Source organism: Flagellimonas marinaquae (genome assembly GCF_023716465.1).
Classification (GTDB): domain Bacteria; phylum Bacteroidota; class Bacteroidia; order Flavobacteriales; family Flavobacteriaceae; genus Flagellimonas; species Flagellimonas alginolytica.
In genome coordinates, this window is sequence record NZ_CP092415.1 from 855,272 (window position 1) to 879,593 (window position 24,322).

The following is a 24,322-nucleotide window of genomic DNA, read 5'->3' on the forward strand; positions in this document are numbered from 1 at the left end:
ATATATATCTGTTTTTGGAAAAAGAATTGAATTAAGAATCGCTCAAAAATGAACTATTGAACGCCAAAGGCAAAATATCGGACATGGAAGCACATTTATAAACAGGTCCGTTGGGCACCCCAAGTATTATTGAAATTGGTGATTTTTGCTTTTGTTCGTACTCGATCATGGATTGTCGGCAATTGCCACATGGCGCCGCTGGAACGGTAACCTCGTGCAAAGATGATGATGCTACAATGGCAACAGCTAGAATGGTGACCCCGGGATATGTGGCACCTGCATGGAAAACGGCGACCCGCTCGGCACATAGACCGGAAGGGTACGAAGCGTTTTCTTGGTTGTTCCCTTGGACAACCTCCCCGTTTTCTAAAAGTACTGCGGCACCTACCTTGAACTTGGAATATGGCGCATAAGCATTCTGCATAGCCTCTTTGGCCTTTTCTAACAATTTTTTGTCGTTTTGTGACAGCTCGTTTTCATTCTCGTAAATGAGCAGTTCAAAATCAATCTTCTTTTTCTCCATATCTTTTGATGGTGATGTGTTCCAAAAATAAGAAAACCTGCCCAAGGGACAGGTTTTTATTATGGTGTTTCTGTTTGTGATCAATCGTTGAAGAACTCCTCTCCAAAATCGAACGATAACGAAAATCGCAAGGTGTTTTCCAGTGGGTTTCTAACCTGTGAGGTCGAAAAGAGGTAAGAAAGATCTATTTGGGCCGATTTAAATTTGAATCCGGCACCCAGAGTAAAGAATTTTCTAGAGCCTTTTTCCTCACTCTCGTTAAAGTAACCACTTCGGAGCATAAAAGCTTCCCGGAAACGATATTCCGCTCCGAGTGCCCAGGTCACCTCTTTCAACTCCTCACTAAAACCATCTGGTGCATCTCCAAAAGATTCGAAGATACCGTTAAAGAAACTGATGTTTTGATACTCGTCATTATCTTCAATAGTAATATCGCCGTCCCCATTGAAATCCCGTGGGGTGGGCACCAATAATTTATTGAACTCCGTATTGATGGCCAATACATTGTCTGCATCAAAAATAAAGTCAAATCCACCTCCGAATTTAAGGTTGGTAGGCAAAAAGTTTTCCTGTCCGCCCTCATCGTATTGTAGTGAACCCCCAATATTTGAAATATTGAATCCTGCTCTCCATCGGCCATCAAAATTACTGTAGGCAATTTCCCTTGACCTAAAAAAACCGGCTATATCCACTGCAAATGCATTTGCTGCCTGAGAATCCTGCGCACCATCTTGGAACCTAAGATTGGAACTAATAAAGCGCCCCCCGACCGCCATGGAAAAAGTTTGGCTAAGTTTAAGGGAGTAGGACCCATCCAATGCAAACTCATTAGGTTTTACCAAGGTAGCATCTTGATCAATGGTCTGTCTTAATTCAATTTCCCCCAACCCAAAATAGCGAAGTCCAAAGGCGAAAGCACTTCTATCGTTCAGCTTATTATAGTAATTGGCATTTAAAAGGGAGACATCGTTTACAATAGTCTCCAGATAGGGCGTATAACTAATGCCCACACCCGATTTTTGATCGGCAAATGCATATTTGGCCGGGTTCCATTGTTGTGAATAGGCATCAAAAGATGTAGCTACCCCCATATCGCCCATACCAGATGCCCTTGCATCGGCAGCAATGGTCAAAAATGGTACTGCCGTTGTAATCGCTCTTTCCTGTTGTGCGCTCATCCATGGGGCTATGGCAAGCATTGCTACTAATGCGAGTAACTTTTTCATTCTAAGTATTTAGCGTTTAGTAAAGTTCACGGTCTAAATTTAAACCTATTGGATTATTACATGTAAACGCTTAATTCCACAAATTCTTGTAACCAACGGTGTTTTTTTTAAAGGTATGGAGATTCCTGTAAAATTTATATGGGAGCGAATTCGTTAAAAACAAAGGCAATCATACTAATTCGGTTCCTTCTCCGTTACAGAAATGTAGCAGGTGCCGATCATGGCATTGCGATAAATATTTGATGTGCACAAAATATAATGGCAAAATCGCCGTTTTAATGCCATCGAAAGATTTTAAAAATCAAAACAAATCGAAGTTACTGAGGGTATGAACCCTGAGTTTTAAAGTACTCAAGCCCAAATTATGAAAAAACACTTAATCAAAGTTGTACTTTCTTGCGCCGTAGTGATGGGAAGTTTTTCAAGTTGTAAAAACTCTTCTTCATCCAAGAACGTCTCCAGAGCCACTGGTTGGAAAATCAATGCCAAAGAAGGGGGATTTCAATACAATTCGGACTTCAAAGAGCAGGAAACTCCTCCTGGAACAGTATTTATAGAGGGTGGAACATTTACCAAAGGTAAAGTTCAGGACGATGTAATGCACGATTGGAACAATACGCCGACCCAACAGCATGTGCAGTCCTTCTATATGGACGAAACAGAGGTGACCAACGTAATGTACTTGGAATATTTGGATTATTTGAAGGAAGTTTATCCTCCTGAAAACCCAAATTATGCCAACATTTATCAAGGTGCCCTACCCGATACTTTGGTATGGAGAAACCGTTTGGGCTTTAACGAAACCATGACCAACAACTACTTAAGACATCCCGCATATGCAGAATATCCCGTAGTAGGTGTAAACTGGGTACAGGCCACACAATATGCCGAGTGGAGGACCGATCGGGTAAACGAGGTTATGTTGGAGCGCGAAGGATATTTGGCGGAGGACGCCAAGTACAAAGTTTTGAATGGTGACATTCAAGGTACTTTTAGCACCGAAGCTTACCTTAACAATCCAGAATCCGTATATGGTGGGCAAATAGATTCACTTCAAGGGAAACAAAAAAGAGACTCCATAAACACTTTTGCAAAAAGAAGCAGTGGGGTAATTATGCCCGAGTACCGACTACCTACCGAAACAGAGTGGGAATATGCCGCACAGGCACTTGTTGGATCAAGGGAATACAATAACTACAGAGGTAGAAAAAAATATCCATGGGACGGCGATTACACCAGAAATGGACAACGTGTAGGACGTGGTGACCAGCTAGCCAACTTTAAACAAGGTAAAGGTGATTACGGCGGGATTGCCGGATGGTCCGATGATGGTGCCGATATAACAGGACAGGTTAAATCCTATAAACCCAACGATTTTGGACTTTACGATATGGCCGGAAACGTTAACGAATGGGTTGCCGATGTTTACCGCCCCATTGTCGATGATGAAATCAGTGACTTTAACTACTATCGTGGAAACGTTTTCATGAAAAAAGCAATCGGCGAAGATGGTAAAGTTGAAATCCTAGAGGATAAAATTGTATACGATACACTCCCTAATGGAAAAATCGTAGCCATCAACCTGCCAGGAGAGATCAAAGAAGTTGCGGTAACAGAAGAGGAAACTTATTTAAGAACCAATTTTGATAAAAGTGATAACCGTGGATTTAGGGATGGGGACCCAGGTTCCTCTAGATTCTTCAGCCGTTTTAGCGACGAAGAGGATAACCAAAAGATGTATGACTCTCCGCAGCACAAAGTGGAGCGCAACGAAGACGGGGAGCTCGTTCGCCAGTACGACGAATCCAACTACAGAACTTCTTTGATCAATAACGAAGTTCGAGTGTACAAAGGTGGATCCTGGAGAGACCGTGCATTCTGGTTAGACCCGGCACAACGTAGATATTTGCCACAATACATGGCAACGGACGATATCGGATTTAGATGTGCCATGTCCAGAGTGGGATCAAAATCCAAATCAAAGAAAACAGTACGCCATAAAAAGGCGAGATAAATAACTTCTTGAGTATTATAAAAGCCCCGGCCAAAAGGTCGGGGCTTTTTTTTATCTTCGATTTATGACTATAACAGAATTGCACGCGCTATTTTTAGCGCACCCTACAATTTCGACGGATACACGTAAAATCAAGAAAAACGGTTTGTTTTTTGCTCTTAAAGGCCCCAATTTTAATGGAAATGCCTTTGCCCAAGATGCGTTGGAAAAAGGTGCGGCCTATGCAATTATTGATGATCCATCCTACAAAACTTCAGACCGATTTGTAGTTTGCAAAGATGTACTGACCACCTTGCAGCAATTGGCCACTTTTCACAGACAATATTCCAATGCCAGAATTATTTCTCTGACCGGAAGTAATGGAAAGACCACGACCAAGGAGCTCATTAATGTCGTGCTTTCCAAGAAATACAGGACCATCGCTACGGTGGGCAACCTTAATAACCATATCGGGGTGCCATTGACCTTGCTATCCATTAAAGAGGACACTGAAATTGCCATTGTGGAAATGGGCGCCAACCATAAAAAAGAAATTGCAGCTTTGAGCTCTATTGCCCAACCAGATTTTGGGTACATCACCAATTTTGGCAAGGCCCATCTTGAAGGGTTTGGGGGTGTCGAAGGTGTAATTCAGGGCAAGAGCGAACTATACGATTATCTTATAGGCAACGACAAACATGTTTTTTTTAATGCCGATGATGGAATCCAAAAAGAAAAACTGAATGCCTACACAAAAAAAATCGGGTTCAGCACCCAAGACCATCAATTTTACAAAATCGTGTTTTTAGGGGCCGATCCTTATGTATCCTTGGAGTTTGAAGGAAAAAGAGTAAACACACAGCTGGTAGGCAAATACAATTTTACCAATTGCTGCGCTGCCATTCTAATGGGCAAGTATTTTAGCGTTCCATTGGATGATATTAAATCGGCCATAGCATCATATAGACCGCAGAACAACCGTTCCCAAATACTTGATAAAGATGGGTTTTCCATTGTCTTGGACGCTTACAATGCAAACCCTACAAGCATGAAAGCCGCTTTGGAAAATTTTGACTCCATGCCAAATCATCCAAAAACCATAATTATCGGCGATATGTTCGAACTGGGCAGTACTGCCAAAGAGGAGCACCAGGCCATCGCTGATTTGGCCGCGAAACTACATTTTGACCATATTTATTTGGTAGGCACCAACTTTTTTGGCACCAATACGACCTTGAACAAGTTCAATTCGTTTGATGATTTAAAAGAACACCTTTTGAAAAATCCTTTAGAAAAAGGCAATTTACTGATAAAAGGCTCTCGCGGTATGGCCTTAGAACGGGTTTTGGATATTCTGTAAATAGAAAAGAAAAGTGGGATATACTGGATTCGAACCAGTGACCTCTGCCCTGTCAAGGCAGCGCTCTAAACCAACTGAGCTAATATCCCCTATTGGAAACGGGCTGCAATATCGGAAATTAATCCCAATCTCCATACTCCGCAGAGTTCTTTGATGTCTCGTGCAAAGTAATATGCAATAATTGTCCCTCTTTTAATTTAGGTTTTAGAATATCGTAGATTACTTTCACAAAGTATTCTGTAGTTGGCAATAGGTTTGCGAACTCAGGACAATCCTCGTTCAAGTTCTTGTGATCAAAACGTTCCTCGACCTCTTCCTTGATCAATGTTCCCAGTTCCGCTAGATCCATTACAAACCCGGTGTCGGGATCAACCTCGCCCTTAATTCTCACCTCAAGATCAAAATTATGACCATGGTAACTTGGGCTGTTGCATTTTCCGAACACTTCTATGTTCTTCTCATCGCTCCAATTAGGATTATGGAGCCTATGGGCTGCATTAAAATGGGCTTTTCTGCAAATTGTGGCAATCATGCTGCAAAGGTAATCCCTTTTTCTGCATTCCATATTTTCGGATTCAAAAAAATAAGCGGAATTGATAATGCCGTGCGTTCTTACTAAATTTATGCATCAAAAAAACACTTCTTATTACAGCTACGTTTAAAATCTGATATAAACATTACACTATGAAAATAACCTATTTGGGCCATGCCACTTTATTGGTAGAGATCAACAACAAGAAAATTTTGTTCGACCCCTTTATCACCGGTAATGAGCTTGCGTCCGACATCGACGTTGAAACTCTTAAGGTGGATTACGTATTTGTTACACACGGCCATCAAGACCATGTTCTGGATGTTGAGGCGATTTTAAAAAACAATCCAGATGCAACCTTGGTCTCCAATTTTGAGATTATTTCTTGGTTTGGGGAAAAGGGAATACAAGGCCACCCAATGAATCACGGGGGTAAATATTCGTTTGATTTTGGGACCGCAAAATATGTAAATGCCATCCATTCCAGTGTATTGCCCGATGGAAGCAATGGAGGCAATCCCGGTGGTTTTGTAATTTATGATGAATCCAATTGCATTTATATTGCCGGGGACACGGCATTGACAAAGGATATGGAGTTAATCCCATTGACCTGTCCCAAGTTGGATATTGCGGTGCTGCCAATTGGCGATAATTTTACCATGGGTTACGAAGATGCAGCGATTGCAAGTGATTTTGTTGGCTGTGATCAGGTATTGGGCTATCATTACGATACATTCCCGCCTATAAAAATTGACAAAACAACAGCAGTGGAACACTTTGAAAGCAAGGGCAAGAAGCTGCTATTGCCCGGTATCGGGGAATCCATCAACATTTAAAAATAAAATCAACATTGTTTAAAAACAATTATTTGAATAGTGGCGACAATACTGTACAACTATCGGTCAAAGGTTTTAAATGATGTATTTGGCTCAAGGAGTAGTACAGGCAAACCATGGCGGATTCTTACATCAACTAAAAAATAAAAACTTGGGGGAAATGAATGAAATATATTAATGGGGGCGGTTTTTTATCCACTCAATTGCATTTTCTGACATTTTTTTATAGTCGTGGCCTACATTTTTCACTGTGTCCATTGTCCAATTAAACTCCCATTTGTTCTTATTTCCTAATTCCTTGTTCGCATTAAAAAAAGTTGTACCACGTTCCAACCTATGCGCTCCTTGTTCCATTGCCAGATCTGTTGTTCTAAAAGTTCCTAAACTAGGATCATTATCCAATTCCCCTAATAGAATGATCAATCTTTTTTTGTAGGCTTTCGGCAAATCTGTTCCTATATTTTTCAATCCATACGGATAGTCAAGGAACTGGTCCGGAAAGCTGTAAAATCCAGAATTTGCAGCAACCGCTGTTCCAATTCTGGATTCGGGCATTACCATCACCATTCTATGCACAAATTGTCCGCCAGCTGAATGACCAAAAATATCGTACTGCTCGTTCGTAATATTATTTACAGATTTAATATGGTCGAATATGTTCTCAACGACTGAATACGCCCATTCAGTTTTTGGGTTTTTAGTTCCAAAAAAAGTAAATAAGTTTCCCTCTTGGTAGTCGTTTGTCGTATATTTTGAAAACTTGTTCTCAAATTCAGGCGCTACAATAAATAAGTTATTCTTATTTGCCAACTCAATCCATGCATTTAGATAATCATCTGCATTTCGACCACCACCGTGCATAACAAAAACAATTTTGTCTTGGTTGTTCCAACTTTCAGGTTTGTAGGTCCATACCTTAATGGATTTTTTCCCACTATCTTTAAAAGCCTGCATAACAAAAGTGTCTATTCCTTCATTAATTTTATTGGCAACTGTGATTTCAGGTCCTTTTGGAAGTACATATAGGTAAGTGTATCCCGCAACTGAAAGAAGTATTAGAATAGAAAATGTATATAAAACTACCTTTTTAAATATTTTCAGAAATTTATTCATTTGCACGCTTTTTGACCAATCCGATTTAGACATTGGTCGGTCAACTAAATATTTACTTTCATTTATCTTATTGAATGTATTTCCGGCTAGCCTCTCCAATTTTAATTGAGTCCGCTGTCTTGCTTTAATCAATATTGAAAATACTTCATCCTATTCATCAATATCCGGAGAATGGGCAGTAATTGAAGTTTGACCAAAACCAACACGAAAGAACAATTATAAAATCCCTTGATTATATTTTAGGTACCATGGCGAAGGATCTAGTTGGCCACAACCAAGTTCTAGGCTATCATTACGATACATTCCCGCCTATAAAAATTGACAAAACAACAGCAGTGGAACACTTTGAAAGTAAGGGCAAGAAGCTGCTATTGCCTGGTATCGGGGAATCCATCAATATTTAAAATTAAAAAAGCCTCCATAATTGGAGGCTTTTATGTTGCAAAACTGAAAGCTCCAGTTCTATCAACTTGACTAACTCATACTTTCTAAAATATCCAACATCGCTTCTTATACATGAGCATGCCTTGAGTTTTATTTTTTCCAAAACCAGACATCTTCCGTAAACGGTCTCACTTTGTTATCTTTTACCCTTATTCGTAATTTATGTATACCTCGTTTTAACCCAAATGGCAATTGTGCTTTCCATAAATGATTTGATTTTTTTCTTAGATAAGGCGACTTCTTACTCAAATTATCGGGGGTACCACCCTCCTTTTGCATACGTTTTATATACGCTACAAAAGGATCTAACTCGTTTACCTTTTCTACCTTTACAACAGGCAGTCCATTTATATCCAGGTCAATAGCGGTGCTATCCGAACCGACATACACATTTATATAAATGTTATCGTCCTTAGACAAAAATGAAGTTGGTGCATCATTATAATCTCCCAACCATACACTCATTTGTTTGGTTTTAGGTAGGCCCACTCCTTTATAGTTAACAACATAATCACCCTCATTAAACTCTACTTCAAAATATCCCTTTGGGGTACCGCAATGCATTAAGGCCAGGGGTACGCCTTCCCAACTTCGCTGTCCTGTCCACCAATGTCCGGAAACAGCACCTGCTGTTAGTTCATGTATGGTGTTTCCAGATGGGGTAGTTATATAATTTCGAAATACCGTATGGGTGTGCCCGGATAAAAAAAGTACTTTTTTAAAAGGGTCCAATAATTGTACTACATCATTCTTATTTTCCATACCCACTAAAGGTATATGTTGAGCTATTACAATAGGCCGATCATGTTCTATTTCTGCTAAAATATTTCTTAAAAAGTTAAGTTGATGCTCATCGTAAATGCCGTTGTATCCAAATTTACCTTCAGGATAAATGCTATTCAAGATTATAAAAAGCACTTCATTTTTAAAAAATGCATAAGTGTCCGGGCCAAAATGTCGATTATAAGCATTGGGTTGTTTTTGGGGTGCCACACTAAAATCACGATCGTGATTACCATAAACGGTCCACATCGGGATTTGGTTACCGTTCATCATGGTTTTCAAGGGTTGAAAAAGCGTAGGAACATCATTTACTAAGTCTCCCAAATATATGCTCATATCATAATCCTTCCTATTGACCAGTTCCCGCAATACAGAATTGCCAGCCTGAAGCATTTCCGTGGTATCGCCGACCTGAATATCCCCTACGGCCAATACTTTAAATCGTTTCTTGGTTTGCTGTTCAACCAATCCAAAATTAAATTTTCCGCTGGTGTCCGTTTCTTCAAAAAAACTGTGCCACCATTTATCGGTTTCGGTATAATGGTATTTGGATGGTAAAATAGGAAAGAGTATTTGCCCCGGCTTTACTAATATGGTATAGGATCCATTTTTATCGGTCTGTACAAAAGTATCGCCATTGGAAACCCAAACATCCCGAATCCCCTTTTCCCTGGCATCCATACTGTTATTGCCATTGGCATCTAAAAATACCTTTCCATTTACTTGTTGCCAATCTTGGGCCGTCAAACTTTGAACAAGAAAAAGAATCACCAAAACAGTTGATCGCTTCATAAACTAGTTGAATAAAAAATAGAAAAGCGGAGGGAAAACCTCCGCTTTTGTTAATTAAACTTTAAGGCAAATTAATCGTTGTCCGGAGAATCGAACTTATGCAGGTATAACTGATCGGCAACGACATATGCTGCGTAAGCAACGCCATTAGGCGCTATTTCCAAATTAAGCTCGTCCGCTTCGGCGGTTTCAAAAACTACCGGAGCCCCCCAGTTGTTCACTTCATTATCAAAAGGAAGAAAAACCGGAGTTTCAGTTTCGTTTTTATAGAACAACATGGCTGTTCCATAATTGTCAACGGCTACATCAAAATCACGAACTTCCGGAGTTGGGATCAAATCACCCAAAGTGCTCCATGTGCCATTTTCCGCCGAAAAGGCTTTTACTTTTAATTGAACATCTGTTCCTTCTCCAGTATTCTCGGCATAGGCAAGGTAAACGTTTCCATTTTGGTCCACGTCTATCGCCAAGTGACGGTAACTGATCGTATTTTCCGGAGACTCCTTCATTTGATCTGCGATGGTAGACCAGGAACCATTGCTGTACTTATATACCGATACGGACTGTAGATCTCCAAAATTCATAACAGCAAGATACACATCGTTACCCACTGCTTTTGCAGTAACAACGATTGCCGCCCCTGTTCTTCCGGGAATTGGCAAATCTGTCCAAGAACCGTTGGAAAATGTCTTAACCAGCAATCCTCTACGATTCTCGTCTCTTTCATCACTAGTAAAGAAACCATAAACGGTATTATCCGCATCTACGGCCAAAGTATTTATGGCTGACTTTATACCGGTGTAGGGTCCATTTCCTACCAAGCTCCAATCATTATCATAAGAAGTTATGGCAATCTGGCGTAAATCATCGAAATCTGCTTGATAGCTAATAAATGGCGTACCGTCTGAATTGTATTTAAGTTCTATGGAACGAGGTCTTTCAGCATTAAAATCTTGCGCTCCCACTCTAGACCAGGCATCTCCAGAGAATCCGACCAAGTTAAGTCTTCTGCTATCGGAATCTTCCCTGTCACTAATATAAGACACATAAGGCGTAGAGCTGGTGGGATCTATGGCCATAGAAATATCGTACACCAAGTCATCTCCAAACACTCCCAATCGACTCCAGACTGCACTGGCCAACTTACCTACTGTTACTGTGTAAATTTTATTCGTATCACCTTCGGATACCAAAAACTCAACAGAGCCGCTAAAATCATTAGGCGTTACACCGCTTTCCTGTGTTGTGGAAGAAACGGTTACCACATCGTTCTCAGTGGTAGTGTAACGAGCAACCAAAGCGGTAAGGGCGGTTTGTTCTGGAAGATCAATGGTCATTGATTCTTCAATGCTTTCTACAATATAATCATTGAACAATACTTCTGGATTGTCTTCCGCATAGAAACCAAAAGAAGTAATGCCAACTTCTGCCGGTTCTTCTGGTTCCGGATCTGGTTCCACGGGCGTTGAATTATCGTCTGAGCTACAAGCCACGAATAAAATACTGAGTATCAACAAGGACCAATTGAAAAGGTTTTTTTTCATAATAATAAAATAAATGGTTACTAATTAATTGTTATGGTTTTGGATGAAATATTGCTTTGACCTCCGGGGTCTTCACAAAATATTTTTTGGTTTTTTTTCGCAGTTGTTTTTCATTGATTCCTAGGACCATTTCTTCATAATCTTGAATAAACTTCCAACTACTGTAGTCATCAAAATAATAGTCACGAATAGCCTTGGTCCAATAGGAGTTGCTCTGTTTCTTAAGCTTATTTACCTTGATCAGGTTACTTTTTACTTTGGTCAAATCATCATCAAAATCAATATCTCCGTTAACCATGCCTTTTATGATCAAATCTATTTCTTTGGTAATCCGGTCAACATCCTTGGGATCACAGACCAAACTAATGGTCTGTCTGCTCAATGGTGCCGGGTGTTGTGTACTACTAATTGCTACCGACACGCTATATACCAAACCAAGATCTTCTCGTAGCTTATTGATGAGCTTTAGTTTTAAAATAGATTCCAAGAGCTCGTTTTCTATTTCTAGCTTTGGAATGTTACGGCTTACCTTGTTTTGTTGATAAACCAGGGAAACAATGGATTTTGGTGACTCCCCTGCCCTTTTTACCAATGCGGTTTCTTCATCCAACACCGGTCTAGGGCCATATTTGTAATCGGTACTGATATCACCTTTTGGCAATCCTCCGATATACGTTTTGATCAATGGAAGTAACTCTTCCAAGTCTTTATCTGTAATTATGGTGACCACATAATTGTTGGCAACCCCAAAAAACTTCCCGTAAATGGGCACCATGGCCTCAAGCTTCAGGTTTTCTTGGATTTGTTCCACGGTTTGTGGCTTTGTAGTATAATCTTCTCCCCGAACCAAGTACTTTAGGTCTTCATAGAATTTGTCTTTTGGGGTCTGTGTGCGCTCCTCCAAGGATTGGACCATTCTATCCTTAACTTGATGGAAGAGGGTTGAATCCGCTCTCGGTTCTGTAGATTTTAGATAGAAAAGCTCAAATAAGGTTTCTACATCTTCATTATCCGAACTTCCTGAAAATCCAGAGCGTGTTTTGTCTATCAGCAATTGTACTTTTGCACTGTTACCAATCAAATACTCGCTCAATGCCTCTCTGGAAAAACTTCCATATCCGCTGATGGATACCACGGGAGCAGCATACATGGCATTGACATAATCCGTAGAGTCCAGGGCATAATATCCCCCTTTTCGGAATCCAGAAAGAATTACTTTTTCTTCTGCTGAATCAGTTTGCTTATAGATAATCTTTGCTCCATTGTCCAGATATATTTCTTTGGCATCTATCTCTAAAAGCTCCTTTATCTTTAACACTTTCCCTTCTTCCGGAGTGTAACTGAGTAGATTTTCCGGCACTTCCAAATTGCGGCTATAGCGTTCGACCTTTATATTCTCCAAGTTTTTAATACTGGCCATTAAGGTCTCCTTGCTGGGAATACTGTCCATCAATTCCTCATTAGTACTGAACAGGTATCTAAACCCACCCATGTTCTTGACCTTATTAAGTTCCTGAAGCAGGTAGAGTGAATCGATTTGTGCAAAGTTTTCCCTAATCAATTCTAATTCTGATTTAAGGGAAACAATGCTGTTCCCATAAAAGAAATCCTGTTGCATCTGCTCGATCATACCCGAGGCCGAGGGAACAATTTCCTTTTCCACCCTTGTTTCAAAAGAGTGCAACATGCTCGTTTTTTCTTTTTCAATCTCTGCATTGGTAAAGCCATAATCCAACAATTGTTTGTAGTGTTGGTTAAACTGGCCCATACCCTCCAAAATTTGATCGGGCTTTAGCTTTATGCTTGCCAAATAAGCACCTTTTACGGGTAAAAAGTTACCTATGCTGATACTTGCGCTTTTATAGATAGGATTATCATACGAAAGTGTGGCAAATCGTTGCTCGGTAAGTTTGTTCAGCAAGCTTCGTGTTAAGTAGTGCGTGTAGGCTTGTTTGTTGTTCACATCCCGCATGGGCTCCCTGAGCTGAATAATATTCAATTCGGTATTCTTTACCCATTCATCGCTATATACAATTAGACTGTCCGCTTTATAGTCTTGAATTCCGTAAGTTTTAAGCTTTGGACTTACAGAGGGCTTACTGCCAAACCTTTCAATGATACTCTCTTCAATTTCAGCTACATCAACATCTCCTGAAACAGCAATGGCCATAAGTGAAGGGTCGTACCATTTATCATAAAAATCCTTTAGTTCCTTATGCTTAAAATTTCGCAACGTTGCGGTATCACCTATTACCCTTCTATCCGCATAGCGTGACTCGTTGAGCAGGGTATTTAGAAATAACATACTACTTTCGGCCTGTGGAGATTGTTTGCTGAGCCATTCCGATAAGACTACTCCGCGCTCTTTTTCTACCTCGGTGCTATCCAACAACATACCATCTACCCAATCCGACATAATCAACATGGTAGAGTCCAGTACGCTTTTTTTGTGAGTGGGAATCTTTAGCTTATAAACTGTTTCGTGGTAAGATGTATGTGCGTTTAGATCGTGACCAAACTTGGATCCATTTCGTTCCAAAAAGTCAATCAGCTTATTGGCTTCGAAATGGGCAATACCATTAAATGCCATGTGCTCCAAAAAGTGGGCCAAACCCCGTTGCTTTTCTGACTCTTGTAAAGATCCTACCTTGACCAAAAGCCTAAAAAAACCTTCTCCCTTTACTTTATCGGTGGGGTAGATATAATAGGTAAGTCCGTTGGGCAATGTCTTTTTTACAAGAACACTGTCCTGTTCCAATTGTTGGGAAAAACAACTGGTTATAAAGACTAGTGCCAATAAAAGGCTAAGGAGAACTTTTTTCAAGGCTTTAGTTATTTACTTTTTTAAAAATGAGTTTATCCTGATTTGAATCTGGTCCAGGAAAACCAATATTGATTCCCTGGTTGTTCGAATCCAATTGAATGGTAAGGGTGTTATCGGCAGTTGGATCTACCTCCCTTTCCATCCATCGTATCTGTACGGGTCTTCGGTAAATTCCAATTGGAAAAAACAAAGGGTTGTCCTTTGTTAAAATTTCATAGTCCACACCTTCTGTGAGACCATCTCCTGGAATTATGGAATAATCCAAATACAAATCCTGATTTAATGGTTTGGAGCTTAGATAGACATAGTACGACACAACATCGCGTCTATTGGATCTAATCTCCACATTGTCCTGATTGTTAAAGTTGATGTGGATAAAAGCTTCATCAAAAGGTGTAAATTCCTCCTTATTACAAGAACTCAGTACCAGGCCCGAGATTAGCAGAAGAATAAAATATTTGTTCATCCTAGTTTGGTTTTGTCGCCGGTTAATTTTCGTAACCAGGGTTTTGTATTATGTTGGTATTTGCGTTTAATTCGGTTTGAGGTATGGGCAATGCAAACCTATAATCCGGATAGGTCACCGTAGATACCCCTGCATTCGTATCACTACTCCTCACCATATCTTGTTTGGTACGGGTAAGATCGAAAAGGCGGTGTCCTTCAAAACAAAGTTCCTTTGCTCTTTCGTTGGCAATTAAAGCCAGTAGGCTTGGTGCTGTACTTTCCAAAATATCAATCTCTTCAACAGTTTTTTGTTGCGCCCTGGCCTGTAAGGTTTTAATATCCTCTTTGGCAGCCTCCAAGTTGTTAAGGCTTGCATTGGCCTCTGCTCTGATCAGATACATTTCGGAAACCCTGAACACCAGCATATCGTGTTGTACATCGCCCACATCTACACCGGGTTTGTAGTATTTTAAAGTAAAGGCAGTTGGGTCGCCCTCCTCTCTTTTCAATAATTGCAGCCTTAAACCTTCTGGTTCGCTATCCAATAGACTGACCAATTTGGAATCTGCAAATCCTGTCGGGTTTGTTGTATTGTAAAATTGACCTACGGCCGAACTTTTTAATTTTCCGCTCAGCCTAAATATGGTTTCATCATTAGCGCGGACGGTATTGAACATATCCAAGTAATCTTGCCCTTGTGATAATGATTTTTCATTGATTACTTGCGTGGCATAATCCACGGCATCGGACCAATTCTCTTTGTAGAGGGACACTCGTGCCAAAAGGCTCAAAACTGCCAATCTGGATGCCCTATAATTGTTTTGGGCCTCAAAAGTGGTAATTTCGAACAGCTCCAAAGCTTCTTGTAGGTCTTCTTCAATCTGAAAATATGTTTCTTCTACTGTGCTACGGGGCTTGTTGTCATCCGGTGCTGGAGTTCGCAATAATACAGGTATTCCCAAGTGGGATGCATCTGACGTAAAATTATATGGTTGAGCATAAACCCTGACCAAGTCAAAATGGATCAATGCCCGCATAAAAAGAGCTTCTGCCTTTATAACTGCAAGTTCATCTACATCCTGAGGGAACTCATTGACAAGATCAGGGTGGTACTCCAGGATATTATTCACATTGGCCAATGCTTCATAAGCATCTCTCCAGATACGCCCAACAGGGGTGATCTCATCATCCGGAGTGGCGTTATAATTATATTCGTTGATCATTTTCGTATCAGCACCCACCACATTCATTCGCAACATATCTCCTGCAGCATCTGGGTAGAGCATAAATCCAAAATCATAATAGGAATACAGTAAACTATAGGCACCCGAAACAGCGGCCCTTACTCCATCCATATCCGCAAAGAACACAGGAATGGACGATTTTCCAACTTCGTCTACCTCTAAGTAGCTATCGCAGCTATTTAAGGCGAACACTATTATTATTGAAATACATATTATTTTGATTTTCATGGTTTTATATTTTAAAATGAGGCATTTATTCCAAGTGAGATGGACTTCTCCAACGGATACCCGCTCATATTGTTTTTGTAGGAGTTCCTATCCGCATCATCGTAAGGTGTCCACACTAGCAGATTATCACCAATCAATGTAAATTGAATGGTCTGAAAGCCCCATGTGCGTGCCAAGTCGCTATCAAAAGTGTATCCCAATGAAATATTCTGAAGTTTTACATTGGTCTTTTTATACAGGAAACGTGTAGAATTCCTTACAGATTGGGTACTTATGCCCCAAAGCGGTTTCGGCGATAAGGACAAGTCCCCTTCTTCTTGCCACCGGTCTAGTTGATTTACGGACTGATTTTGACTCATAATATTCAGACCATCTGAAGTAACCCCTCTCCCAAATGAACTAAAAGCATAGCCACCTAGAGTATACCCCGCTTGCACGCGTAGGTCAAAATTCTTGTATTTAAACGTATTGATTACGCTCCCGAACAGATCCGGATTAGATTCTTTAGTAGCCACCCTATTGGCAACATTATATTCTTTTGTAACGTTTCCGTTAACATCGAACCACATGGGAGAGCCATCTCTTGGATCGACCCCTGCCCATTCTACCAAATAATACGTATTAGAGCTCTTGCCTTCTTCCCACCTAATATTTCCAAGGTTTTTGGGAATTCCATTATACAGCTTTAACAACTTGTTTGAATTGTGGGATGCGATTAGGGTTGTTCGCCAACTAAAATGGTCCGACTGAAGGTTTACCGATTGCAAAGTAACCTCGACCCCTTTATTCTCGATTTCACCAATATTTCTGGTAACTCTTGTTCCTCCGGTGGTCCTGGAAACATCTAAATTGCTCAAGAGATTTTCGGTTTTGTTCCGATATACTTCTGTTGTAAGGTCTAATCGATTCTTGAACATGGCCAAACGAAGCCCCAAATTGGTCATATAGGTGGTTTCCCAACTTAGACCGGGATTTGGACTCTTGGACATTCCGGCGCCTTGGATGCCATCATATACATAGGAATCATCTATAGAATAAACCCCTAAAGATTCCTGTGTTCCCAGTCTAGAGTTGCCATTGCTCCCATAACTCCCTTTTAGGCTTAGAACATTGATCAAATCGCTCTTAAAGAATGGTTCTTTATGTATGTTCCAAGATACCCCTGCCGATGAAAAATCGGCCCACTGTACATCTTTTCCAAAACTGGAATTACCATCCCTACGTACGTTTAAGACCAGATTATATCGATCATCATAGGTATACGAAGCTTGTGCAAGAAACGATGCGCTTCTAACGGTACGCTCACTACCAGTACCCGTAGTAAACGATGCGCTGGTTACATTTCTAAGGTTGTCGTTTACAAAGCCCGAACCCGTAGAGCCTACCCAACTATTTTTTCTTGATTTGACCTCAACCCCGGCTACACCACTAAGCAGATGCCTACCAAATTCCTTTCTAAAATTCAATCGGTTTACATTAAACCAGCTTAAAGAATTGGCATGCGACCAATAAGCATAGCCTACCGGATCACCATCTAGGTTTCTACCGGTATAATTCTTCATGGAACGGTAGATTTTTTCTATACTACTCTGATAATCAACGCCAAATTGCGTGGTAAAGGAAAGCGCGTCGACTATATCATATTTTAACCTAACATTAGATTGTAGGGCAAATGTGTTCTGATTATTATCGTTCTGTTCCCTTTCCGCTAAACTATTTCTAAACCTGTTGTCCGTGTAGACTAAACTGCCGTCGGGCGCTCTACCGTCTATGGTGCGATAGTTCAAGCGGTATGTACCATCGGGATTGTAGGGGGATAATATGGGCAAAAACTCATAGTAATCATTCCCTGGAGTAAACAATGTGTTCATGTTGTAAGAACCTCCCAAGGACACATCTACGTTTAACCTATCCGATAACTTCATGGTATTCCTAGTTCGTAAGGATATCCGTTGCTGCTTATTTCCCAACAAGGTCTGTTCATCCTGAAAATAAGAACCAGATATATAATATGTACTTTTTTCTGTACCTCCAGAAGCTGATAAATTAAGCTGCAAGGTCATACCGGAACCAAAAAACGCATCGTACCAATCGGTGCTGGTTTCCGAATATTTATCATTTTGATTGTCCGCAAAAGGAAAAAGTTCTGGATCATTACCTGCATTAATAAAAGACTCCCTGGCCAGTTCAAGGTACTGTTGACCATCTAAAACCTTGAATTGTGTATCCTTATTAATATGGGATATTCCCGTTCTCAAGGATGCGTTGAACCGTGGCTTACCAGCAACACCGGTCTTGGTGGTAATCAGTATAACTCCATTGGCCCCATCCGCCCCGTATAAAGAGGTGGCCGAGGCATCTTTTAGCACGGTTATGGATTCGATATCGTCTGGATTCAAGTAAGACAATGGACTTACGCTGCTTTGAAGTCCACTGATCTGGTTTGTCCTGTTACCGGTAAACAGCGGGGTTCCATCAATGATCCAAAGTGGCTCGTTGGAGGCCGCCAAAGAAGCCTCTCCACGTATGGTAACGGAATAACGTGGCCGCGCACTGGACGCATTATCGCTTTGCGGCATATATTCCAACCCGGGGACTATTCCTTCCAATAATTTATCTACCCTCTGTTGTGGCAGGTTTTTGATTTCTTTTGGCGTTACCTGGAAGGCACTAGACACCAAATTGGTCTTTTTTTGCTGTGTTCCATAGTTACTGGTTACCACCACCCCTTCCAACGCCTGGACATCTTCCAAAAGAACAACATTAATCTCTTCTGACTTGGTGATGGTGAACTCCTTTTTTACAAAACCCATACTACTAAACTCCAACACGCTTTCTGCAGGAAGTCCATCGATAACATAGTTCCCATCGAAATCGGTAACGGCCCATTTCTTTGCATCACCTTTCACCTTGATCGTGGCACCGGCAATTGGCACTCCGGACTCGTCCGCAACTTTACCGGTCACCGTAAACAATTCTTGAAAATAGTCGCTTACCTTATCCCAAAAGGAATCTGCCCTTTTTTCTTTATCCTTGAACAATACAACTTGCCGGTCTATAATTTTAAATTGAATCTCGGTTCCACTGAAAAGCTCATCCAGTATCTCGTCCAACTCCTTGTCTATGGCCTCGATGTCCATTTTTCTTCTCAGATCCTTATCGTTCAACCCTGTCTGAACAAAGAAAAAATCCGAGCTTGCCTCTATACTGGCTATGATTTCTTTTAATTCTCTGTTTTTCATTTTCAGATCGATTCCATCGATTGTGGTAAGTTCGGTAGCTTGGGCTAACGAAAACGAAGACAATATAAAAAGCAGCAACAAGCTTGGTTTTTGTAACACCACCCATTTCGGAGACCGAAACAAATGCCTTATTTTAAGTTGGTTATTTCCCATTTGGTCTTTAATTGAATCTAATTGTTATTTTCTTCGATTTTAAATGATGAATCCACCATGGCCGAAAGTGTTTCCAGCACATTGGAAACATCGGTGGAGAGATAAATTTTACCAGTACAAGTCTGGTCAGAACCCATGTTTGATTCCTTTGAAAAAGAAAGATTGTAGTATCTGGACAATTCCATCAAAACCTCTTTCATAGGAGTTTGATCAAACGACAGGTAACCCTCTTTCCATGAGACATATCTGCTCACATCCACGTTTTGCTGGCTTAAGCTTTCGCCCTCTATCAACAATGCTTCATTAGGAGAGAGTTTAGCTCTATTTCCCTCCTTGGTCTCCACAGCAACTGAACCTTCGACCAAAACCACCCTATCCTTGCCATCAAAAGAATCACCGTAGGCATTTACATTAAAGGAGGTTCCGTATACATCCACATTAAATTGAGAAGTCTCAACCGTAAAAGGTCGTTTTTTGTCCTCTACGACATCTATATAAATTTCACCCTCCAAATAAATAGTGCGATGTATGCCTGAGAACTTTGTTGGAAACCTAAGAGTTGAACCAGAGTTTAACCAAAGGTGCGAGCCATCGGAGAGGGTAAGTTCGGACTGCCTGCCATATGGCACTACCAATGTATTATACGTAGTCCCTTCTTCTGCCTGAAATGTCCCGCCCTCCTTATCTCTTATATCGCTCCCATCTACCTTCAACACCGTGTTTCCTTTAAACACGTATTCCTGTTCGCCTGTAATCAATTGAATCTCCTTGGTCTCACCTACGCGACCAATTATTGGCTCCACCTTTTTAGAATCTGTTGCTGTAAGTTGAAGATAGACTCCAATGGAAAACAAGATCGCTAAACCGGCCGCAACAGGATACAGCATCTTTTTTCTAAGGAAACTGCGAGATTTGCCTTGATCGGGAACATATTGATTTATAATCTTGGAAAAAAGTTCTTGCTTCTCTACTTCGGAAAGCTTTTCCTTTTTAAAGTGCACTTTGTTGAACTCAAACTGAGCTTGATAGAATGCTTCCTTATCAGCTGGATTCCTTTTGATATAATCTTCCCAGTATGCGGCACCATCCGCATCTTTGGAAAGCATCCAAACAATAAAATATTCGTTGGTTAAAAAATCTTTGATTTTCATTGCTAAGGCCTTTTTTAATGAGTTCCCAAGAAGAAACCCACCGACCATTACAATGACAATGCTCAAGTACTTATATCACCTACAAAAAAGTTAATATATTGTTAAACTGTTGCGAACGGATGCACAAGAACAAGAAGTACTTCACATCGGAGTCCCGCAACTGTCTCAGCGCCTTTAAGATAAGGTTCCTACAGGCTGGAACCCCTATTCCCAAAATTTCAGAAATTTCTTGATATCCATATTCCTGAGTATATCGGAGATAAATAATTTCCCGTTGTCTTGGGGTAATTTTTCGAAGTGTTTTTTCAATTTTTGATTTAAGCTGCGCCTTAAACTCATCTTCGATAAGAAGTTCTTCCACGTTGACCTGCAATTCAAAGGGCAATACTCCCTCTTCATCTCCTACCAAAGTAACGCGACGGCTTCTTTTAAACTCATTGAACAGTTCGTTCCGTAAGCTTTTAAACAAATATGATTTAACGTTATCCAGCTCACTTAAAGAGTTTTTGAGCATAATCTTATGGAAAATATTATGGATGGCATCCATAACTTCCTCTTTATTAAATCCCAAGCGTGTCCCGTAGGCGAATAAATCGTCGATATTAGAATTGTAAATAACTCCTATTTGATCCATAGAGTTCCTCCTCCATTCGTTCTTTCACGTCCCAAAAAGGGCAATCAATAAGCTTCCAAAATTACAAAAACTTCCCCGACCGCTCATGAAGTTAACATATCTTAAACTTTATCCTTAGTTGATTTTCAGTGCAATTGAACAAACAGCGACATAAACATTAAAGGGGCTGTTGTTTGTTACCACTATGGTAAATTTGTCGTAGAACAAACACTTTACACCAGAAACACGGCAACCAATAAAGTATTGAAGCGACCTTGTATTAGAATATTCTTTTAAAAAGGTTGGCAAATAGGAAAGTAAAAAGCATTACAAACAAAAAGCCTTGTACATCAACTAGACATACAAGGCTTTTTTATTGTGGGCGCTGAGGGATTCGAACCCCCGACCCCCTCGGTGTAAACGAGGTGCTCTGAACCAACTGAGCTAAGCGCCCATTCATTTTCCTAAATGGGAGTGCAAATATATAATAGTTTTTCATTTTCAAAAAGAAAAAATAAAAAAAGAATCCACCTTTTTGGATCAATTGATTTTTCTATCTCTAAACCACAGATCCTCCAAACTAAAATTAATTGTTATGGTATGGTAATTTTCTTTGACCAAAATATTTTGAATTTGCCCCTTACTGCCATAGGAATAGGATATATTCAACATAGAATTGCTCGTACGCCCTACCGGAAGGCCCAGGCCAGCCGTAATAGCATATCCATCAATTTTATTATCGTTGATGGCGAGATATCCATTATCATAATTGAACCCCCCTCGGTACCGAACACGATCCCAATACTTAAAACCTCTCTCATTTTTTAAATATTCCAATCCAATGGCATATATATCCTGATCAATATAAGTCCCCACATTTTCGGACTGGTCGGTGGAATCCCAAAAGTTATGTTTGTAATCGGCCGACAAGGTGAAGGACTTAATGAGTTTTGTACTTAAACCAAAGCCAAGTTCCAATGGAAGTTTAAAATCTGAAACCGAATCGCCCTCTTCATCTTCGACCTGAATTTCTACATCGTCCAGTGTTTTATACACCGATCGCGTTACATTTCCTTTAAGGGAGACCGGCAATTGAACGGTACCCCCTACAGTAAAGTCCCTAAAAACATCGTACTGTGCACCGATACCCAGCCTAACTCCACTGTAATTGGTAACCTCATCCAATTGGAAATAACTATTACTTATGGCAAAACCCTCGGTTTCTTCGATATTGCCAAATAGGAAAGATGCCTTTATTCCAAGCCTAAAAGCCTCCGATAGGCCATACCCAAGGTTTATACTTAGGTCGTTGAGCCCCCCCAATCCGGTTACATTACTGTTAAATGTTTCGTTGGATCCTTCGATGTTCGTTTCCAGCCCTACCAAAGTGTAGCCAACATCAGTATAGGGAACTAAGGAGACACCCGCTCCCAATCGATCAGCAATTCTAAAGGCAAAGGCCAAATTAGAAAAATTCAAAGTACTCTTAGATTCGCTATAACTGGCATTGCTATAACTGTTCAGTTCACCGACCACCCCAATATCGTAAAAGAAGGAGTTTTGTGGTATTAGTGCAAAATTGGATGGGTTAAGATTATTGATTTCAGTCTCTGAACGCAATCCAATACCGGCATACCCCATTCCATTGGTTTTTCCAATACTTGTCTGATTGATCACTCCCAATCCATATAAGGAATAGGGTGAACTGGTAAGCCCTTCTGATTGAGCATTTGCCAAACCAGTCATAAAACATATAGCTATTATGGGTAAATATTTAATCGTCTTCTTCATCATAAATCGCAAATGTTAGTTCCATTACCGTGCTATACCCTGTATTGCCAGAGCCATTTAGTATAAATCGGTCTACCGTGGAATTATAATTATCCGGCAACAAGATCAATGCTTCTTCCGTTTCCATTTCTTCTGTGAACAGCTCTTCGATATAGCTTCCCAAAGAAAATTCGTAATAAATATCATTGAACTCCTCATTGTCCCGATTTAGAATACCTTGTACGGGGGCGATTTCCTCTACAAGCAATTGAGAAATTAAATCGTTGTTTTGATTAACTACGTATACGGACAAAGAGTCCTTTAGAATAAGATTATCGGTAAACGATCCCGATAAAGGCCTGATTTTGAGTACTGCATCCAAAATTGTCCCCTGACCTTTTATGTCGTATAGGTTCTTTATATGTGGGAACTCTACCCGGGTGGCAATGCCCACACCCGATTGGATATAACTAAGTCCGCCTGTATCCTTAGAATCGAGATTGACTTCTTGATCTGATAATGTTTCGAGGTTTGTGTTGGCGTTTTCCGACTCGATGCGATTAAAAAATGGAACAGGAGAAGATGTCACATCCATATTCAGGTCCAAATAGCTTTGTACCCTTTCGGTTTCTTCTGCCTCACTAAAGTACAAGCGTACAAAAATAGATTCCGAAGATTTTGTAAATCCTATCACAGAACCATTGTCCGTTTGGCCGGGAATAAGTGCAATTCCATTAAAGTAATCCTTAAATTGATCGGATGTGGTTATCTCCTTTACCTGGAACTTTTCAAAAAGATCTACCCCCAATGCATCAGAGAGTTTTATTTCCAAGGAGTCACCATCCATTGGTCGGGGCATAAAGGTCAATGTACCAATATCATCTTCAAAATATTCGGCTTCACTGGTATTATAAAGATAATCCCCTTCTGACGGTTTTAAGGTAGCGGACAATCGCTTTACGTGCAACGTATTGGTCCGCAGCGTATCGTTATAGTAGTACGAGTCATACTTCATATACAAAGCAATACTATCATATTCCGCATCGGAATCTATTACATACGAAGATGGCATCAATCCCATGTAAGCAGAAGACTTGACCACTCCAAATTCGGGGTCGTTATATTTACCCACCAGCACCCTACTGGACTCGCTGGTAACAATACTATCAAACTTCATTGTGGAAATTTCCACGGTGATCGTATCGATCAGGGCAACACGAATATTGCTATCGGTAAATTCTTCTCCGGCCAAAAAATCTGATGCATTATAATTTTCAGAACTACAAGACCACAATACAAATATCGATAGGCTCAAAAAGCAAAAAACCTTTCCCATAATTATTTGTTTGATCCAAATGTAGGCTGAGTTTAAAGAGGGCGGAATGGGAATAGACCAACCTTTGTTTTTTTATGACGAAGAATCCAATAAATACGATGAACCCGAGAATCCCGTTCGTAGATCAATTCCACTAATTCATATGTTAAATCCATGTATTTATATATT

Annotated in this window: 18 protein-coding genes and 2 tRNA genes; 4 read left to right on the forward strand and 16 right to left on the reverse strand. The window is 40.3% G+C overall.

What is annotated here, in order from left to right; genetic code table 11:
• Nucleotides 1-31: 31 nt before the first annotated feature.
• Nucleotides 32-523 (reverse strand): cytidine deaminase, encoded by a 492-nt coding sequence (cdd, locus tag MJO53_RS03995; RefSeq protein ID WP_252080561.1) that lies wholly within the window; start codon nucleotides 521-523, stop codon nucleotides 32-34.
• A gap of 80 nt (nucleotides 524-603) precedes the next feature.
• On the reverse strand, nucleotides 604-1,749 hold the full coding sequence (porV, locus tag MJO53_RS04000; RefSeq protein ID WP_224837372.1) for a type IX secretion system outer membrane channel protein PorV: 1,146 nt from the start codon (nucleotides 1,747-1,749) through the stop codon (nucleotides 604-606).
• Between the two features lie 364 nt (nucleotides 1,750-2,113).
• On the opposite strand from porV, the gene gldJ reads away from it, so the two are divergent.
• Together gldJ and MJO53_RS04010 are read left to right on the forward strand one after the other, a co-directional pair.
• Nucleotides 2,114-3,763, forward strand: a complete 1,650-nt coding sequence (gene gldJ, locus MJO53_RS04005) for a gliding motility lipoprotein GldJ (protein ID WP_224837371.1) — start codon at nucleotides 2,114-2,116, stop codon at nucleotides 3,761-3,763.
• A 64-nt stretch (nucleotides 3,764-3,827) separates the two neighbouring features.
• Nucleotides 3,828-5,102, forward strand: coding sequence for a UDP-N-acetylmuramoyl-tripeptide--D-alanyl-D-alanine ligase (locus MJO53_RS04010; protein WP_252080562.1), 1,275 nt, complete (start codon nucleotides 3,828-3,830; stop codon nucleotides 5,100-5,102).
• 14 nt (nucleotides 5,103-5,116) lie between these two features.
• On the opposite strand, the gene MJO53_RS04015 is transcribed toward MJO53_RS04010, so the two are convergent.
• Nucleotides 5,117-5,191, reverse strand: a tRNA-Val gene (locus MJO53_RS04015).
• A gap of 29 nt (nucleotides 5,192-5,220) precedes the next feature.
• Entirely contained in the window at nucleotides 5,221-5,634 is a 414-nt protein-coding gene (locus MJO53_RS04020) for a 6-carboxytetrahydropterin synthase (RefSeq protein WP_224837583.1), read from the reverse strand.
• 152 nt (nucleotides 5,635-5,786) lie between these two features.
• Between MJO53_RS04020 and MJO53_RS04025 the strand changes: the two genes are divergently transcribed.
• Complete coding sequence (locus MJO53_RS04025; protein WP_252080563.1) at nucleotides 5,787-6,470, forward strand: metal-dependent hydrolase; 684 nt, start codon at nucleotides 5,787-5,789, stop codon at nucleotides 6,468-6,470.
• A 174-nt stretch (nucleotides 6,471-6,644) separates the two neighbouring features.
• Here the strand turns inward: MJO53_RS04025 and MJO53_RS04030 are convergent, their stop codons facing one another.
• Nucleotides 6,645-7,715: a hypothetical protein gene (locus MJO53_RS04030; RefSeq protein WP_252080564.1), complete on the reverse strand. Its 1,071-nt coding sequence runs from the start codon at nucleotides 7,713-7,715 to the stop codon at nucleotides 6,645-6,647.
• A 116-nt stretch (nucleotides 7,716-7,831) separates the two neighbouring features.
• Here MJO53_RS04030 and MJO53_RS04035 point away from each other — a divergent pair, with 116 nt between their 5' ends.
• Nucleotides 7,832-7,987, forward strand: a complete 156-nt coding sequence (locus tag MJO53_RS04035) for a hypothetical protein (protein ID WP_252080565.1) — start codon at nucleotides 7,832-7,834, stop codon at nucleotides 7,985-7,987.
• Between the two features lie 130 nt (nucleotides 7,988-8,117).
• On the opposite strand, the gene MJO53_RS04040 is transcribed toward MJO53_RS04035, so the two are convergent.
• The 11 genes from MJO53_RS04040 to MJO53_RS04090 form a co-directional block, all read right to left on the reverse strand.
• Nucleotides 8,118-9,602 carry a calcineurin-like phosphoesterase C-terminal domain-containing protein gene (locus tag MJO53_RS04040; RefSeq protein ID WP_252080566.1) on the reverse strand — a complete coding sequence of 495 codons (1,485 nt, stop codon included), beginning with the start codon at nucleotides 9,600-9,602 and terminating at the stop codon, nucleotides 8,118-8,120.
• A 71-nt stretch (nucleotides 9,603-9,673) separates the two neighbouring features.
• A complete protein-coding gene (locus MJO53_RS04045; protein WP_252080567.1) occupies nucleotides 9,674-11,146 on the reverse strand; it encodes a hypothetical protein in 1,473 nt (490 codons plus the stop codon).
• Nucleotides 11,147-11,177: 31 nt separating this feature from the next.
• Nucleotides 11,178-13,970 (reverse strand): M16 family metallopeptidase, encoded by a 2,793-nt coding sequence (locus MJO53_RS04050; protein WP_252080568.1) that lies wholly within the window; start codon nucleotides 13,968-13,970, stop codon nucleotides 11,178-11,180.
• Between the two features lie 4 nt (nucleotides 13,971-13,974).
• On the reverse strand, nucleotides 13,975-14,436 hold the full coding sequence (locus MJO53_RS04055; protein ID WP_252080569.1) for a hypothetical protein: 462 nt from the start codon (nucleotides 14,434-14,436) through the stop codon (nucleotides 13,975-13,977).
• Between the two features lie 22 nt (nucleotides 14,437-14,458).
• The gene (locus MJO53_RS04060) at nucleotides 14,459-15,889 is read right to left on the reverse strand and encodes a RagB/SusD family nutrient uptake outer membrane protein (RefSeq protein ID WP_252080570.1); all 1,431 of its coding nucleotides are present in this window, start codon (nucleotides 15,887-15,889) and stop codon (nucleotides 14,459-14,461) included.
• Nucleotides 15,890-15,900: 11 nt separating this feature from the next.
• Nucleotides 15,901-19,209 carry a SusC/RagA family TonB-linked outer membrane protein gene (locus MJO53_RS04065; RefSeq protein WP_252080571.1) on the reverse strand — a complete coding sequence of 1,103 codons (3,309 nt, stop codon included), beginning with the start codon at nucleotides 19,207-19,209 and terminating at the stop codon, nucleotides 15,901-15,903.
• A gap of 92 nt (nucleotides 19,210-19,301) precedes the next feature.
• Nucleotides 19,302-20,435, reverse strand: a complete 1,134-nt coding sequence (locus MJO53_RS04070) for a FecR family protein (RefSeq protein WP_252080572.1) — start codon at nucleotides 20,433-20,435, stop codon at nucleotides 19,302-19,304.
• A gap of 79 nt (nucleotides 20,436-20,514) precedes the next feature.
• Nucleotides 20,515-21,069, reverse strand: a complete 555-nt coding sequence (locus MJO53_RS04075; RefSeq protein ID WP_224837359.1) for an RNA polymerase sigma factor — start codon at nucleotides 21,067-21,069, stop codon at nucleotides 20,515-20,517.
• A 358-nt stretch (nucleotides 21,070-21,427) separates the two neighbouring features.
• Nucleotides 21,428-21,502, reverse strand: a tRNA-Val gene (locus tag MJO53_RS04080).
• A gap of 86 nt (nucleotides 21,503-21,588) precedes the next feature.
• On the reverse strand, nucleotides 21,589-22,794 hold the full coding sequence (locus MJO53_RS04085; protein ID WP_252080573.1) for an OmpP1/FadL family transporter: 1,206 nt from the start codon (nucleotides 22,792-22,794) through the stop codon (nucleotides 21,589-21,591).
• A gap of 28 nt (nucleotides 22,795-22,822) precedes the next feature.
• The gene (locus MJO53_RS04090) at nucleotides 22,823-24,154 is read right to left on the reverse strand and encodes a DUF4270 family protein (RefSeq protein ID WP_252080574.1); all 1,332 of its coding nucleotides are present in this window, start codon (nucleotides 24,152-24,154) and stop codon (nucleotides 22,823-22,825) included.
• Nucleotides 24,155-24,322 lie beyond the last annotated feature (168 nt).

Bases quoted from the DNA above. Each gene is read 5' to 3' on its own strand.
- MJO53_RS04085 (WP_252080573.1), bottom strand. From the start codon at position 22,794: ATGACTGGTTTGGCAAATGCTCAATCAGAAGGGCTTACCAGTTCACCC.
- MJO53_RS04060 (WP_252080570.1), bottom strand. From the start codon at position 15,889: ATGAAAATCAAAATAATATGTATTTCAATAATAATAGTGTTCGCCTTA.
- cdd (WP_252080561.1), bottom strand. From the start codon at position 523: ATGGAGAAAAAGAAGATTGATTTTGAACTGCTCATTTACGAGAATGAA.
- MJO53_RS04035 (WP_252080565.1), top strand. From the start codon at position 7,832: ATGGCGAAGGATCTAGTTGGCCACAACCAAGTTCTAGGCTATCATTAC.
- MJO53_RS04055 (WP_252080569.1), bottom strand. From the start codon at position 14,436: ATGAACAAATATTTTATTCTTCTGCTAATCTCGGGCCTGGTACTGAGT.
- MJO53_RS04010 (WP_252080562.1), top strand. From the start codon at position 3,828: ATGACTATAACAGAATTGCACGCGCTATTTTTAGCGCACCCTACAATT.
- porV (WP_224837372.1), bottom strand. From the start codon at position 1,749: ATGAAAAAGTTACTCGCATTAGTAGCAATGCTTGCCATAGCCCCATGG.
- MJO53_RS04040 (WP_252080566.1), bottom strand. From the start codon at position 9,602: ATGAAGCGATCAACTGTTTTGGTGATTCTTTTTCTTGTTCAAAGTTTG.
- MJO53_RS04090 (WP_252080574.1), bottom strand. From the start codon at position 24,154: ATGGGAAAGGTTTTTTGCTTTTTGAGCCTATCGATATTTGTATTGTGG.
- MJO53_RS04020 (WP_224837583.1), bottom strand. From the start codon at position 5,634: ATGATTGCCACAATTTGCAGAAAAGCCCATTTTAATGCAGCCCATAGG.
- MJO53_RS04075 (WP_224837359.1), bottom strand. From the start codon at position 21,069: ATGGATCAAATAGGAGTTATTTACAATTCTAATATCGACGATTTATTC.
- MJO53_RS04070 (WP_252080572.1), bottom strand. From the start codon at position 20,435: ATGAAAATCAAAGATTTTTTAACCAACGAATATTTTATTGTTTGGATG.
- gldJ (WP_224837371.1), top strand. From the start codon at position 2,114: ATGAAAAAACACTTAATCAAAGTTGTACTTTCTTGCGCCGTAGTGATG.
- MJO53_RS04045 (WP_252080567.1), bottom strand. From the start codon at position 11,146: ATGAAAAAAAACCTTTTCAATTGGTCCTTGTTGATACTCAGTATTTTA.
- MJO53_RS04025 (WP_252080563.1), top strand. From the start codon at position 5,787: ATGAAAATAACCTATTTGGGCCATGCCACTTTATTGGTAGAGATCAAC.